The sequence below is a fragment of the Herbaspirillum sp. 3R11 genome (genome assembly GCF_004563925.1).
Lineage (GTDB): Bacteria > Pseudomonadota > Gammaproteobacteria > Burkholderiales > Burkholderiaceae_D > Herbaspirillum.
In genome coordinates, this window is sequence record NZ_SPNJ01000004.1 from 251,204 (window position 1) to 264,782 (window position 13,579).

Annotated in this window: 14 protein-coding genes; 6 read left to right on the top strand and 8 right to left on the bottom strand. The window is 61.3% G+C overall.

Annotated elements, in window-relative coordinates:
- Nucleotides 1-112: 112 nt before the first annotated feature.
- Entirely contained in the window at nucleotides 113-1,204 is a 1,092-nt protein-coding gene (locus E4P32_RS18080) for a branched-chain amino acid ABC transporter substrate-binding protein (protein WP_116436595.1), read from the top strand.
- A 9-nt stretch (nucleotides 1,205-1,213) separates the two neighbouring features.
- On the opposite strand, the gene corA is transcribed toward E4P32_RS18080, so the two are convergent.
- From corA to mpl, 8 genes are all read right to left on the bottom strand, one after another.
- Nucleotides 1,214-2,179: a magnesium/cobalt transporter CorA gene (gene corA, locus E4P32_RS18085; protein WP_116436596.1), complete on the bottom strand. Its 966-nt coding sequence runs from the start codon at nucleotides 2,177-2,179 to the stop codon at nucleotides 1,214-1,216.
- 206 nt (nucleotides 2,180-2,385) lie between these two features.
- Nucleotides 2,386-3,141: a monofunctional biosynthetic peptidoglycan transglycosylase gene (mtgA, locus tag E4P32_RS18090; protein WP_116436597.1), complete on the bottom strand. Its 756-nt coding sequence runs from the start codon at nucleotides 3,139-3,141 to the stop codon at nucleotides 2,386-2,388.
- 83 nt (nucleotides 3,142-3,224) lie between these two features.
- On the bottom strand, nucleotides 3,225-4,061 hold the full coding sequence (aroE, locus tag E4P32_RS18095) for a shikimate dehydrogenase (protein ID WP_116436598.1): 837 nt from the start codon (nucleotides 4,059-4,061) through the stop codon (nucleotides 3,225-3,227).
- 32 nt (nucleotides 4,062-4,093) lie between these two features.
- Nucleotides 4,094-4,984 carry a TonB C-terminal domain-containing protein gene (locus E4P32_RS18100; RefSeq protein ID WP_116436656.1) on the bottom strand — a complete coding sequence of 297 codons (891 nt, stop codon included), beginning with the start codon at nucleotides 4,982-4,984 and terminating at the stop codon, nucleotides 4,094-4,096.
- 46 nt (nucleotides 4,985-5,030) lie between these two features.
- Nucleotides 5,031-7,106 (bottom strand): RNB domain-containing ribonuclease, encoded by a 2,076-nt coding sequence (locus E4P32_RS18105; protein ID WP_116436599.1) that lies wholly within the window; start codon nucleotides 7,104-7,106, stop codon nucleotides 5,031-5,033.
- Complete coding sequence (locus E4P32_RS18110) at nucleotides 7,103-7,690, bottom strand: chorismate lyase (protein WP_348533517.1); 588 nt, start codon at nucleotides 7,688-7,690, stop codon at nucleotides 7,103-7,105. Before E4P32_RS18110 ends, E4P32_RS18105 begins: the two co-directional genes overlap by 4 nt.
- Entirely contained in the window at nucleotides 7,690-8,304 is a 615-nt protein-coding gene (locus tag E4P32_RS18115) for a YqiA/YcfP family alpha/beta fold hydrolase (RefSeq protein ID WP_116436601.1), read from the bottom strand. Before E4P32_RS18115 ends, E4P32_RS18110 begins: the two co-directional genes overlap by 1 nt.
- Nucleotides 8,301-9,701, bottom strand: a complete 1,401-nt coding sequence (mpl, locus tag E4P32_RS18120) for a UDP-N-acetylmuramate:L-alanyl-gamma-D-glutamyl-meso-diaminopimelate ligase (RefSeq protein WP_116436602.1) — start codon at nucleotides 9,699-9,701, stop codon at nucleotides 8,301-8,303. The genes E4P32_RS18115 and mpl overlap by 4 nt, the downstream gene beginning before the upstream one ends.
- Nucleotides 9,702-9,789: 88 nt before the next feature.
- Between mpl and E4P32_RS18125 the strand changes: the two genes are divergently transcribed.
- The 5 genes from E4P32_RS18125 (at nucleotide 9,790) to accC (ending at nucleotide 13,548) form a co-directional block, all read left to right on the top strand.
- Nucleotides 9,790-10,410: a hypothetical protein gene (locus tag E4P32_RS18125; RefSeq protein WP_116436603.1), complete on the top strand. Its 621-nt coding sequence runs from the start codon at nucleotides 9,790-9,792 to the stop codon at nucleotides 10,408-10,410.
- Nucleotides 10,407-10,946, top strand: a complete 540-nt coding sequence (locus tag E4P32_RS18130) for a TlpA disulfide reductase family protein (RefSeq protein ID WP_116436604.1) — start codon at nucleotides 10,407-10,409, stop codon at nucleotides 10,944-10,946. The genes E4P32_RS18125 and E4P32_RS18130 overlap by 4 nt, the downstream gene beginning before the upstream one ends.
- A gap of 75 nt (nucleotides 10,947-11,021) precedes the next feature.
- Nucleotides 11,022-11,459 carry a type II 3-dehydroquinate dehydratase gene (gene aroQ, locus E4P32_RS18135; protein ID WP_116436605.1) on the top strand — a complete coding sequence of 146 codons (438 nt, stop codon included), beginning with the start codon at nucleotides 11,022-11,024 and terminating at the stop codon, nucleotides 11,457-11,459.
- Between the two features lie 107 nt (nucleotides 11,460-11,566).
- Nucleotides 11,567-12,034 (top strand): acetyl-CoA carboxylase biotin carboxyl carrier protein, encoded by a 468-nt coding sequence (accB, locus tag E4P32_RS18140; RefSeq protein ID WP_116436606.1) that lies wholly within the window; start codon nucleotides 11,567-11,569, stop codon nucleotides 12,032-12,034.
- Nucleotides 12,035-12,168: 134 nt separating this feature from the next.
- Nucleotides 12,169-13,548 (top strand): acetyl-CoA carboxylase biotin carboxylase subunit, encoded by a 1,380-nt coding sequence (accC, locus tag E4P32_RS18145; RefSeq protein WP_116436607.1) that lies wholly within the window; start codon nucleotides 12,169-12,171, stop codon nucleotides 13,546-13,548.
- Nucleotides 13,549-13,579 lie beyond the last annotated feature (31 nt).

The following is a 13,579-nucleotide window of genomic DNA, read 5'->3' on the forward strand; positions in this document are numbered from 1 at the left end:
GCGACATGAACGGTAGGTTCCGGATACAAGATCATTGTTCGGTCAGCGTTCCCGGGGAGATCAGATGCTTCGCACGTTTTTGATTCGGTGGGCTGTTGCAGTTTGTGCCGTCATGACGACCACGGCAAACGCGGCTGCCGCAGATGCAATTTCCCAGACCGTACTGATCGGTGTCATCGGACCGATGACGATTCCGCGCGGCGAAAGCACCCGCGACGCCGCCCAATTTGCGGTGGACCGGATCAACGCGCAAGGCTTGCGCATCGGCGATAAAAACGTCCAGCTGAAGTTATTCCTGGCGGACGACAAGAACGATCTCAACCTGGCTGTCATCAATGCCCGCGCCGCCGTCGCGGCAGGCGTAGTCGGCGTGATCGGGCACCTCACCACCGACGCCAGCATTGCTGCCGCCAAAATCTACAACGAGGCCGGCGTGGCGCAACTGTCGCCGACTGCGGCCGGACGCGAATTCACGCAGCTCGGTTATTCAACCGTGTTCCAGCTGCTCGGTCATAGCGAGTACACCGCGCAATACCTGGCGGAAACCGCCATCAAGGTGCTGCGCGCCAAGCGCATCATGCTGATCGACAATGACACCCTGCTGGGCAAGGCCCTCGCGCGCGGCTTCTTGACTGCAGTGTCGCGCCAGGGAGGCCAGGTCGTCGAGAGTGAAAAAATCAACGCAAAGAGTTCGGATTTCAATGCGGCCATCGCCAAGATCACCAGCAGCGGCGCCGACCTAGTGTTCTTCGCGGGCGTGGCGCCGCAGACCAACGCCTTTGCCACGCGCTTGCGCCGGCTAGGCCTGCAAACCCGATTGTTGCTGGCCGGCGGCGCCATCAACCCGCTCTTTCCGCGCAAGACCGAGGAATATCCGGAAGGCACGCTGGTGCTGGTCAACGGCAATCCGGTGGAGAAGGTGCCGAACTTCAAGCGACTGGAACAGGCGTATCGCGAGAAATACACCTCACCACTGATACCGCAGACCTGGTTCGCCTACGACGCGGTCGACATGCTGGTCGAAGCGATGAAACGTGCAGGCTCGACCAATCCGCGCCTGCTGTCGCCGATCCTGCATCAGATGAAATTCAATGGGTTGTCCGGGACGATCTCGTTCGCCGCCGACGGCAGCCTGGCGGCGCCGCCTTACACCTTGTATCGTGCGGAGCAAGGCAGCTGGAAGACGCTCAATACGCTGCCCTGAAGAGAGAAATCAGTTCAACCAGCCGCGCCGGCGGAAATACCAGAACGGCGCGATCGCCGAGGCGATCATCATCACGATCGCCACCGGATAGCCGCCGGCCCAATGCAGCTCCGGCATCCAGTCGAAGTTCATGCCGTAGATGCTGGCGATCAGTGTCGGCGGCAGGAAGGCGACCGAGGCCACCGAGAAGATCTTGATGATCTTGTTCTGGTTGATGTTGATGAAGCCGACGGTGGCGTCCATCAGGAAGTTGATCTTGTCGAACAGGAAGGCGGTGTGGCCGTCCAGCGATTCAATGTCGCGCAGAATCTGGCGCGCATCCTCGAACTGGTCCGAGCTGAGCAGGCGGCCACGCATCAGGAAACTGACCGCGCGGCGCGTATCCATCATGTTGCGGCGGATGCGGCCGTTCAAATCTTCTTCGTGGGCGATGGCGTTGAGCACTTCGGCGGCGGCCTGGTCGGACAGGCTTTTCTTGAGCACGCTGTGGCTGACCGTTTCGAGCTTCTGGTAAATACCTTCGAGCGCGTCGGCGGAATACTCGGCATCGGTTTCGTACAAGTCCAGCAGCACGTCGCGGTAGTCGCCGATCGAACCGGGTCGCGAGCGGGCGCGCATGCGCACCAGGCGGAACACCGGCAAGTCTTCGGCATGCATGGAAAACAGGATGTTGCGCGCCAGGATGAAGGCCACCGTCATGGTGGCCGAGGTGTCGTCGTCACCTTCAAACAGGAAGTCGGTACGCAGATGCAGGTCGCCGTTCTCGGCTTCGAAATAACGCGCCGACGCTTCGATGTCACTGAATTCGTCTTCGTCGGGCAGCGTCACGCCGTAAATGCTCTTGACCCAGTCGCGCTCCTCGTCAGTCGGCTCGGTCAGGTCGACCCAGACCGGCGCGATCGTTTCCAGATCACTGCGGCTGTCGATGTTGACCTGGTTCAGTCGACCGTTCTGCAAAACAAAAACATTAATCATGTGATCTCACTGTCAGGATCAGGACAAGACGACTGAAGATGCGGGCATAGGTTTGGCGCCGCCAACAACACTCCGGTGCGGCCGGATTGCAGAAACTTATTGAATCGACATCCACCGCAATGGGGCCGCCCGCGAAACGAACGCAAGTGTACGTTTTAGCTCCACGGCAGGCAAGCAAGTTCCTGCTGCAGCAGCAGCCCGAGGCGTTATTTCTTCGACGCAGGCTTTGCGGCGGGCTTGGCCACGGGCTTTTCCACCGGTTTGACCGGCGGCAGCTCGGCGCCGTTCATGCGGCGCAGGATCAGGCCGGTACGATTGGCGAGGTAAGCCGAACCGGGATTCTTGTCGTAAAAACGCGGCCGCGGCAGCATCACCGCCAGCCGTGCAGCCTGGCTGGGGCCAAGATTGGCGGCGGGCGCGCCGTAGTAATGCAGCGACGCGGCTTCGGCGCCGAACACGCCATTGCCCCACTCCACCACGTTGAGGTAGATCTCGAAGATGCGTTGCTTGTTCATCAGGAACTCAAGCATGTACGTGATGATGAATTCCTGCGCCTTGCGCAGGTAGCTGCGCTCGCCCGACAGGAACAGGTTCTTGGCCAGCTGCTGGGTAATGGTCGAGCCGCCGGCGACCACCTTGCCCTTCTTGGTGTTCTTTTCGTAGGCCTTTTGCAGCGCGTCCCAGTCCACGCCTTCGTGCTCGGAGAAGTTGGAATCCTCCGACGCAATGATGGCGCGCTTGAGGTTGTTGGAAATACGGTTGTACGGCACCCACTTGAATTGCAGCTGCGCATTGGGATTCTTTTCCTGCAGCAGCGACAATTGCTGGCGCATGAAGCTGGTGGAGTCGGGATTGTGGTCGACCCACCACCAGATCTGCACGAAGAAATACAGTTGCAGCAGGAACAGCAAGGTGACCGGCAATACGATCAGCCACAGGAACAGCTTGCGCAGGAGCTTCATTTTCTGATGTTGTTATATGGAGTGTTTGGCGTGATTCGGACAAGCCTAGTCGGTGGCGGGCAAAGCTGCAAGCGGTCGCTTCACTATTTCCTCGCGCGATTTTCCTGTTGCCCGAGTTGCTGGCGCAACGCGCGGAAGACCTCGGCGGTTTCCGGCCGCACGCCGCGCCACAAAAAGAAGGCTTCAGCAGCCTGCTCCACCAGCATGCCGAGACCATCGCGCGTGACCGCGCCGTGGCGATGGGCAAACTCCATGAACACCGTGGGCTGCTTGCCGTACATCATGTCGTAGGCCAGCGTGGCACCGGAAAACACGCTCGCCGGCAGTGGCGGCACGTCGGCATCGAGGCTGGCGGAGGTGGCGTTGATGATGACGTCGAAACTGCCTTGCAAGGAAGTGAATTCGGCCGCCTCAAGCTTGCCGAATTCGGCGAATTGCGCGGCCAGTTCCTGCGCCTTGGCGTGGGTGCGATTGGCGATGGTCAGCGCGGCCGGTTGTTGCTCCAGTAACGGCAACAGCGCGCCGCGCGCGGCGCCGCCCGCCCCCAGCAGCAACACCCGTTTGCCGGCCAGCGATACGCCGGCGTTATGCACGATGTCCGCCACCAGCCCGGCGCCGTCGGTGTTGTCGCCGAGAATCACGCCGTCCTCGAATTTGAGTGTATTGACCGCGCCGGCCAGGCGCGCGCGCTCGGTCAGGCGATCGGCCAGCGCATGGGCGTCGAGCTTGAACGGCACCGTGACGTTGGCACCCTTGCCGCCGTTGGCGATGAACACCTTGACCGCCGCCTTGAAGCCTTGCAGCGGCGCCAGCAGGCGCTCGTAGCTCAGTTGCTGAGCGGTCTGCGCGGCAAACTGCGCATGGATTTCAGGCGATTTGCTGTGGGCAATCGGATTGCCGATGACAACGTATGCATCCATGGTGGTACCTGCCTTCTTGTGTTCTTCTATTCTTAATTGGAACTGCTCAGGTCGGTCTGCAACGTCTCTTCACGCGTGAAGCGGAAGCGCGTGATGACTTCCCAGATGTCGTCCTTGCCGCCGGTGGTGCGCATGTTGTCGGGGAAGCGGCCGAACGGCGCCGAGCGCCGCACGATGGTCAGCGCCGCTGCGTCCAGCGCCAGGTTGCCGGAACTGCGTTCGACGCGCACGCCGCCTTCCTTGTCGTAAATGCTGCCGTCCTGGTACACCGGAATATAAATCACCAGCTCGCCGTACAGCTTCTTGCCGTCCCGCTGCGGGAAATTCAGCGTGCCGATCTTTTCGATCTTTTCCTGCAAGGCCTTGTAATACATCGCGTAGCCGGCTTCACGCGTGCGCGCGGTGATCTGGGTCTTCTTCGGCCGCTTGTTGTATTCCTCGATGTTCTTGGCAACCTCGGCTTCCATGCGCGCGACCGCCTTGGCGGTGTCGAGCAGGTCCTTGGCGTTCAACTGCGGCTGCACTTCCTTGTGCGGCTCGCGCTCGGGCGTGGCAACCACGGGCGCCTTCTTGTTCATCTGCGCCAGAATTTTCTGCTGCTGCGCTTCGAGCTCGGCCACCTTGCGCTGCGCTGCCTTGACGCTGTCGCCGGTCTCGACCTTGCGCATGTCCGGCAAGGGCGACTTGGCGCGGCCCTGGTTGGCGTTGCCGCCGCCGTCGAGGTTGGCCTGCGCAATCGCATCGGCCTTGACCGGCGCCTTGTCGTGCTTGGCGTTGACCAGGATCACTTCCAGCCCGGGATCGGCCGGCTTCAGACGGAACGCATCCGGCGCGGCAAACCGCACCGCCAGCAGGGCCGCGTGCACCAGCACGGACCCGGCGAGGGCAATGGTCAGGAAGCGGTTTTCAGCAAAAAATTTCACAGGCGCATGAACCAGATTAAAACGCGATTTTACGACAAAGACCGGCTCATTCCGCAGCGGAAGGCGTGCCTGCGGTTTGATCGCCGGCGGCAGGTTCAGCCTCGTCAGCCCCCTCAGCAACAGGCTCCTCGGCGCCGTCGGCAGCATTCTCCATGCCGTCGAGCAAAGCCTCTTCTTCTTCGTCCATTTGTTCCGCGTCGGCAGCCGGTTGTGCGGTCGGGATGTCGAGCAGGCGTGCTTCCACGGTCAGGTCGACTTCATCCCAGCGCAACAGATCCAGTTTGACCTGCAGGCCGCGCGCAACCTGCGGCATGCCCGGCAAACGAATCACCAGCGGGATGTCGACCAGGCGCAGGATTTCGTCCTTGAGCACGACGGCGTCGACCTGGCGCGCTTCTTCTTGCGCCAGCCAGCGCAGGCACCAGTAGCGTTCCATGCCGGACTGGAAGTCGGCATAGCCGGAATACGCCGAGTCGAAACCGGAGACGATGGCGAACAAGTCGGCGTCGCGCGGCTTGAACGGCGCCGCCAGCGGTGCGGTCACGCCATGCTCGAGACAGGCCAGGATCTGCCACTGATTGACCAGGTCGGTATAGCGGCGCAGCGGCGAGGTGCTCCACGCATATTGGTCCACACCCAGCCCCTGATGCGGTGCGGCGTGCGTGACCATGCGTACCTGCATCTTGGCAGCCCAGCCGCCCCCGCCACCACTTCCGCCGCCCTGTGCGCGGTAGATGCCCGGCACGCCGTGGTCGGCCATGAACTTGCCCCAGGTGCTGTTGGCGAAGATCATCAGCTCGGCGACGATCTTGTCGAGCGGCGCACCGCGCTTGCGGCGCGTGATGGTGACGACGTCGTTGTCGACGTAGAAGTTGAAATCGACGCGGTTGTTCTGCTCCGGACGCAGGCCGAAACTCTCGCGCTTGGCCATGCGGCCCTGTTCCAGCACTTGCACCCACTGCCACAGCAGCGTGATATCGTCCTTGTGCGGATACTCGCCGCTGTTGTTCGCCAGCGCTTCTTCGGTGACCAGCGCGTCGAGATCGTTGTGGCGCAGGTTGGCCGAAATCGGCACGATCTCCGCGCGCGTCTCGGTCGAGATCACCGACCAGTCGGCCGGATTGAGCGTGGCGTACAGCGACAGCGCCGGGCAGTTCTTGCCTTCGTCGAGCGTGAAGGCTTCGACCAGCGAGTCCGGCAACATGGTGATCTTTTCACCCGGCATGTAGACGGTCGACATGCGATGGCGGGCGATCGCATCGAGTGCGTCGTCACGCTTGATGCCGAGACCGGGCGCGGCGATGTGGATGCCGACGCGGACGCTGCCGTCGGCCAGTCTGACCACCGACAAGGCATCGTCGATCTCGGTCGTGGTGACGTCGTCGATGGAGAACGCCTGCACGTCGGCCAGCGGCAGATCTTTGGGTACGGTCGGGATCGTCACTTCAGGGAAGCCGCTGCCTTTCGGGAAGAACTCGAACAGGAATTTGGCGTAATGCAAATCCTTGGGCGAAGCCAGCCCGCCGGTTTGCAGCATCAGGCGTTGCGGCGTGGTCTGCAGTTCCTTGCAGGCGGCATCGAGGGCCTTGAATTCGATGCTGTTCTTGTCGGGACGGAACAGCAAGGTCAACGCCAGCGGCTTAAAGGCATCCGGCAACTTGCCGGCCTTCAGCTCGTCGACGTATTGCGCCTGCACCAGTGCCTGCTGCTTCTTCTTTTCCAGGCCGGCCTGAGCCGCCTGCAGCGAAGCCAGCGGCGCCGCCTTGTAGCGGCCCTTGCCCTTCTTGTAAAAATAAATCGGAGCAGAATGTAGCCGTAGCAACAGGCCGGCCGCTTCGTGCGGCAACGGCGCGTGGCCGAAATACTCAGTGCCCAGCTCGGCGAAACCGAACTCGTCTTCGCCCGCGACTTCCCACAGAAAATCGAGGTCGATGTCCTGCAGGATAACTTGCGCGTCTTCCAGCAACTGGGCCGGAGCCGGCGATGCGAATTGCAGCATCACGTCCTTGGACTTGACCTTGGTGCGCTTGCCGGAAGCCATTTCGACCTGATAGGCCTCGCCTTGCTGCGACAGCACGGCGCCAGCCTTGAAATCGCCGGATTCTTCAAAAAATAAATTCATCGGGTGCTTGCTTGCGTATTCAATGCCATCAGTTTGCTGAGGGCGGGTAAAAAAACATCGGTCACCAGCATGACGCTGCCGTGGCGACGGAACAGGGAGCGGCGCGCATACAGCGGAAGCTGAGGCGGCAACTTGGAATGAAGATCAATCACGGTGCCGATACGGCGCACCAGCGGATGATTGGCATGCAGGCGCGCGTACTGCAGCGGCGCGCGCGTGACCAGCGGATCGGAAAACAGACTCGCGCCCAACGGTCGTACACCGAGATGGCGAAAGAACGGCCACGCCGAGGCCGACGCCAGCGGCGTCACCGTATGTCCGAAGATCACCGGTTCGCCGTCGCAATACAGAATCACGTCGCGTTCTTCGACCGGCTGGCGCGGTGTCGCCAGACCGAGGAAGCCAGCCTCGTCGGCTTGCGCATTGCCGGGACGCTGACGCAGGCGCAGCACGCGCAATTCATTGCAGCGGGCGCGCAGCTTGAACGTCATCGAACCGGGATCGGTCAGCCATGCACGCAGCAGCGGCGCCGGTTGCAGCGCATTGGCATGGTCGAACCAATGCGCGTGGGTCTTCTTCATCATCAGCTTAGCGCCTTGCCGCCGTCTTGCAAGGCATTCATCGGATCGAGCGAGATGCCGCAGAACGCCAGCACGCTGTCGGCATGGTCGGCGAATTCGGCGATGCCATGGTCGCTGCCCTGGATTACGGTTTTCTGTGCGCCGGGATAATGCGCCACCATCTCGCGCCAATCCAGCACTTCGTCGCCGGTGGCGGCGATCAGGAAATAACGTTCGGGCCGGGTGATCTTGTCCACCGCCAACGCGCGCAACTCATCGATATAGGCGTGCTTGAATTCGAACGGCTCGTCGGAATGGTAGTGCGTGGTCACGCCGACGTAGGATTCCAGATCGCGCGGTGGTTTGACGGCGGGATTGAGCAGCACCGCACGGCAACCGAGGCGCTCGGCCAGCCAGGTGGCATAGAAGCCGCCCAGCGAGGAGCCGATCACGGTCAGCTGTTCCGGTGGAAATTGTTCAGCGTAGTTCAACGCCAACCGGATCGCTTCGGCGGGCGAAGCCGGCAGTTGCGGGCAGTAGTACTCATCGGCGCGCCCCAATGCCTGCAGACGCTCGGCCATGTGGCGCGCCTTGAAAGAATGCGGCGACGAACGAAAGCCGTGCAGATACAAAATCATGCCAGCGCGTCCAGCAACTTCTGATGGACGCCGCCGAAACCGCCGTTGCTCATGACCAGCACATGGTCGCCCGGACGCGCAGCCTGCTTGATGGCCTGCACCAGCGCGCCGAGGTCATCGAAGGCGCGGGCCTTCTCGCCCAGCGGCGACAGCGCTTGCGCTAGGTCCCACCCCAGGGCTTCCTTGCCGGAGCCCTTGGCGCCGTAACCGAACACCAGATCGGCATCCGTCAGGCTGGCCGGCAAGGCGTCTTTCATGGTGCCCAGCTTCATGGTGTTGGAGCGCGGCTCGAGCACGGCGAGGATGCGCCCGCCACCATCCTTGCCGACCTTCTTGCGCAGGCCGGCCACCGTGGTGGTAATGGCGGTCGGATGATGGGCGAAGTCGTCGTAGACGGCGATGCCGTTGATCGTGCCGCGCAGCTCCATGCGGCGTTTGACGTTTTCAAACTTTTCCAGCGCGGCGATCGCCTGCGCGGCCGGCACGCCGACGTGGCGTGCGGCAGCGATTGCCGCCAGCGCGTTCATGCGGTTGTGCTCGCCGGTCAGCGACCAGTTGACCGTGCCTTGCGGCGCGCCGTTGAAGCCGATGTCGAAGCTGCCGTCGTCGTGTGTCTCAAGCGACCAGCCGGGTTGATCAGTGTTGACGCCGAAGTTTTCATGCTCGCTCCAGCAGCCGCGCGCAATCACGCGCTCCAGCGCCGGTTCGCGGCCGTTGACGACCAGCCGGCCGATGCCGGGCACGGTACGCACCAGATGATGGAATTGGGTTTCGATCGCCGTCAGATCGGGGAAGATGTCGGCGTGATCGTATTCCAGGTTGTTCAGGATCGCGGTCTTGGCGTGGTAGTGCACGAACTTGCTGCGCTTGTCGAAAAAAGCGGTGTCGTACTCGTCGGCTTCGATGACGAAGAAGATGGAGTCTTCCTTCTTGCCATTCTTGACGCCGGACAAGCGCGCGGAAATGCCGAAGTTCATCGGCACGCCGCCGATCAGGAAGCCCGGCGCGTAACCGGCGTCTTCGAGGATCCAGGCCAGCATGGCCGAGGTGGTGGTCTTGCCGTGCGTGCCGGCCACTGCCAGCACCCATTTGTCGCGCAGGATGTGGTTGCCCATCCATTCCGGGCCGGATACATAAGGCAGGCCGCGATTGAGAATTTCTTCCATGAGCGGGTTGCCGCGCGAGACCACGTTGCCGATGACAAACAAATCGGGTTGCAACTGGACCTGCTCCGGATCAAACCCCTGGATCAGCTCGATGCCTTGCGCCTCCAGCTGGGTGCTCATCGGCGGGTAGACATTGGCATCGCAGCCGGTGACCTTGTGGCCGGCTTCTTTCGCCAGAACCGCCAGACCGCCCATGAAAGTGCCGCAAATGCCGAGGATGTGAATGTGCATAGTGAATCTTGATAAGGAATCCCGAGATTTTACCTGAGCGGACGGCCTCGCCGGGCGATAACTGCACGCTCAGAGTATTATTGCGGCCATGCATCTGACCGACATTGAACTCCTGCGCGCGGAAATCGCCGCGGCAGCCGCCCGCATGATCGCCGAAGACGGCGCCGACTACGCCAGCGCCAAGCGCAAGGCGGCGCGCCAGATTTTGGGCGACGCCAAGGCGCGTGGCGAGATCCTGCCCGATAACGCGCAGATCGAAGACGAAGTGCGCGCGTATAACGAATTGTTCTTCGGCGACACCCAGCCGGCCCGATTGTTGCACTTGCGGCAACTGGCGGTGCAGGTGATGGAAGAACTTGCGCGCTTCAATCCCTACCTGACCGGCGCCGTGCTTAACGGCACCGCCGGCGAGCATTCGGACATCCATTTGCAATTATTTACGTCCAGCGCCAAGGACGTCGAGATTTACCTGTTGAACAAGAACGTCAACTTCGAAGTCAGCGAAAGCAATCATTTCAAGGGCGGCCAGGCGGTGGTGGAAACGCTGAGCTTCCTGCTGCCGCAAAAAGGCCGGGCGCCGGAAGGCGTGCACCTGGCCGTGTATGATGTCGACGACCTGCGCGGCGGGGTGCGGACGGCATCCGGTAAGCGCACCGAACGCGCCGATATCGACGCAGTTCGACGTCTCATCGTGGAAGAAGACTCATGAAAAAGCGAAATTACCTGCTGTTTGTGCTGATTGCGATCCTCGCCGCCGGCGTCGGCGTCTATACCAGCCACAAACAGGCTCAGACCCAGGCCACCCCGCCGACGCCGGAAGCGCGCGCCGTCGCCAACCTGTTTGCGCAGACCATGCCCGACGCCGCCGGCAAGCCCCAGGCCTTGTCGCAATGGAAAGGCAAGCCGCTGATCATCAACTTCTGGGCCACCTGGTGCGCCCCTTGCGTTGAGGAAATGCCGGAACTGGCGGCCTTGCAGGCGGAAGTCGCGCCGGTGCAAATCATCGGCATCGGCGTCGATTCCCAGGAGAACATCGCGCAGTTTGCGGAAAAATTCCATATCTATTATCCTCTCTACGTTGCCGGCACCGGCGCCACCGATCTGCTGCGTCAATTCGGCAATCAGGCCGGCGGTCTCCCCTTCACGGTCCTGGTGGGACTGGACGGCAACCTGAAAAAGGTCTATCTTGGGCGCCTGAATTTTGATGAGCTGCGCCGCGACCTGGCCTCCCTCAAAAACATGTAAATAAAGTTTTTCTTGCCAAATGAAGGCATTTGACGGCAAAATGCGCGCATCGTCGTCAAACGGAGCTTTATCTCCATGGCAATAAACCTTCTCCTCCTCAATGGGCCCAACCTGAATCTGCTGGGCACGCGGGAGCCTGAAGTCTACGGATCGACCACCCTGGCTGACATCGAGCAGCGTGCGGCTGCGCAAGCAAGCAAAGCCGGTGCGCGCCTGAGCGCGTTCCAGAGCAACCACGAAGGTGCGCTGATCGACCGCATCCATGCCGCCCGCAAGGAAGGCGTGGACGCCATCGTGATCAATCCGGGTGGACTCACCCATACCAGCGTGGCATTGCGCGATGCGCTGGCGGGCGTGGCCATTCCTTTTGTTGAAGTGCATATCTCGAATATCCACCAGCGCGAGGAATTCCGACACTTTTCCTATCTTTCCGGCATCGCCAAAGCTGTGTTGTGCGGCTTCGGCGTCGATGGTTACCGGCTGGCGATTGATCACCTGCTGCTGCAGCCATAAGGATACTGTCCCACTCTTTTCCATCAGCATTGCCATGTTGCATGCAGCGTGCGCCGATGGTGGCCCAATCAACTAGTTATATCCCTATTTAATACTGAGGAATTCACATGGATTTACGGAAACTCAAAACCCTGATCGATCTGGTCGCGGAATCTGACATCGAAGAGCTGGAAGTGACTGAAGGCGAGAGCAAGGTCCGCATCGTCAAGTCGTCTGCCACAGCGCAAAACCAGGTCGTGATGATGCAGCCGCAGGCTGCGTATGCGCAACACCTGCAAGCCGGCGCCGCGCCGCTTGCCCCGGCTGCCGCTGCAGCACCGGTCGCGCCTGCCGCACCGGAAGGCCACATCGTCAAGTCGCCGATGGTCGGCACTTTCTACCGCTCTTCCGCACCAGGCGCTCCGGCGTTCGTCGAAGTCGGCAAGGAAGTCAAGGAAGGCGAGACCATCTGCATCATCGAAGCAATGAAGCTGCTCAACGAAATCGACGCCGACAAGGCCGGCGTGATCAAGCAGATCCTGGTTGAAAACGGCCAACCGGTCGAATTCGGTCAACCACTGTTTGTGATCGGCTAATCCTGCCAGAATACGGATGCATGTCCGGCGCGCCTGCCTGCGCAAGATCGCGGCAGGCGGATACGCCGGCCATCCGGGGCGGATCTGGTTATCTGTTTGTAAACGCTTGACTATTGGCGACGCACATCCCTCATATGTTTGAAAAAATCCTTATCGCCAACCGTGGCGAAATCGCTCTCCGTATCCAGCGCGCATGCCGTGAAATGGGCATCAAGACCGTGGTCGTGCACTCCGAAGCGGACCGCGAGGCGAAGTACGTGAAGCTGGCGGACGAATCGGTCTGTATCGGCCCGGCTCCTTCCGCGCTCAGCTACCTGAACATGCCGGCCATCATCAGCGCCGCCGAAGTGACCGACGCCCAGGCGATCCATCCGGGCTACGGCTTCCTGTCGGAAAACGCCGACTTCGCCGAGCGCGTCGAGAAATCCGGCTTCGTCTTCATCGGCCCGCGCCCCGAAAACATCCGCATGATGGGCGACAAAGTGTCGGCCAAGCAGGCCATGATCCGCGCCGGCGTGCCGTGCGTGCCAGGCTCGGAAGGCGCCTTGCCCGACAATCCGAAAGAGATCGTGCAGGCTGCACGCAAGATCGGTTATCCGGTCATCATCAAGGCGGCAGGCGGCGGCGGTGGCCGCGGCATGCGCGTGGTGCATACCGAGGCAGCGCTGATCAACGCCGTCACCATGACCAAGACGGAAGCCGGCGCCGCCTTCGGCAATCCGGAAGTCTATATGGAGAAGTACCTGGAAAATCCGCGTCACGTGGAAATCCAGATCCTCGCCGACGAACACAAGCAAGCCATCTGGCTGGGCGAGCGTGATTGCTCGATGCAGCGCCGCCACCAGAAGGTCATCGAAGAAGCGCCGGCGCCTGGCATCCCGCGCAAGATCATCGAGAAGATCGGTGAACGCTGCGCCGAAGCCTGCCGCAAGATGAACTACCGCGGCGCCGGCACCTTCGAGTTCCTGTACGAAAACGAAGAGTTCTACTTCATCGAAATGAACACCCGCGTGCAGGTCGAACATCCGGTCACCGAGATGATCACCGGCGTCGACATCGTGCAGGAGCAGATCCGCATCGCCTTCGGCGAAAAGCTGCGCTACCGCCAGCGCGACATCGAACTCAAGGGCCATGCGATCGAATGCCGCATCAATGCGGAAGACCCGTTCAAGTTCACGCCGTCGCCAGGTCGCCTGACTGCATGGCACGTGCCGGGCGGTCCCGGCATCCGCGTCGATTCGCATGCTTACGCCGGTTACTTCGTGCCGCCGAACTACGATTCGATGGTCGGCAAGGTGATCTCCTACGGTTCGACCCGCGAGCAGGCAATCCGCCGCATGCAGATCGCGCTGTCGGAAATGGTGGTCGAAGGCATTTCGACCAACATCCCGCTGCACCGCGAACTGATGGTCGATGCCCGCTTCATCGAAGGCGGCACCAACATCCACTATCTCGAGCACAAGCTGTCGGAGCGTCCAACCTCGCCGACGGCGGACAAGCCGGCGAAGAAGTAAGTTGAAGAAATAAGTTGAAGAAGTAAAGGCA

What these genes read in the sequence shown, in the direction of transcription:
- accB (WP_116436606.1), top strand. Translation starts at nt 11,567, where the DNA reads ATGGATTTACGGAAACTCAAAACCCTGATCGATCTGGTCGCGGAATCT.
- aroQ (WP_116436605.1), top strand. Translation starts at nt 11,022, where the DNA reads ATGGCAATAAACCTTCTCCTCCTCAATGGGCCCAACCTGAATCTGCTG.
- E4P32_RS18080 (WP_116436595.1), top strand. Translation starts at nt 113, where the DNA reads ATGACGACCACGGCAAACGCGGCTGCCGCAGATGCAATTTCCCAGACC.
- accC (WP_116436607.1), top strand. Translation starts at nt 12,169, where the DNA reads ATGTTTGAAAAAATCCTTATCGCCAACCGTGGCGAAATCGCTCTCCGT.
- E4P32_RS18125 (WP_116436603.1), top strand. Translation starts at nt 9,790, where the DNA reads ATGCATCTGACCGACATTGAACTCCTGCGCGCGGAAATCGCCGCGGCA.
- mpl (WP_116436602.1), bottom strand. Translation starts at nt 9,701, where the DNA reads ATGCACATTCACATCCTCGGCATTTGCGGCACTTTCATGGGCGGTCTG.
- mtgA (WP_116436597.1), bottom strand. Translation starts at nt 3,141, where the DNA reads ATGAAGCTCCTGCGCAAGCTGTTCCTGTGGCTGATCGTATTGCCGGTC.
- aroE (WP_116436598.1), bottom strand. Translation starts at nt 4,061, where the DNA reads ATGGATGCATACGTTGTCATCGGCAATCCGATTGCCCACAGCAAATCG.
- E4P32_RS18115 (WP_116436601.1), bottom strand. Translation starts at nt 8,304, where the DNA reads ATGATTTTGTATCTGCACGGCTTTCGTTCGTCGCCGCATTCTTTCAAG.
- E4P32_RS18130 (WP_116436604.1), top strand. Translation starts at nt 10,407, where the DNA reads ATGAAAAAGCGAAATTACCTGCTGTTTGTGCTGATTGCGATCCTCGCC.
- E4P32_RS18105 (WP_116436599.1), bottom strand. Translation starts at nt 7,106, where the DNA reads ATGAATTTATTTTTTGAAGAATCCGGCGATTTCAAGGCTGGCGCCGTG.
- E4P32_RS18110 (WP_348533517.1), bottom strand. Translation starts at nt 7,690, where the DNA reads ATGATGAAGAAGACCCACGCGCATTGGTTCGACCATGCCAATGCGCTG.
- corA (WP_116436596.1), bottom strand. Translation starts at nt 2,179, where the DNA reads ATGATTAATGTTTTTGTTTTGCAGAACGGTCGACTGAACCAGGTCAAC.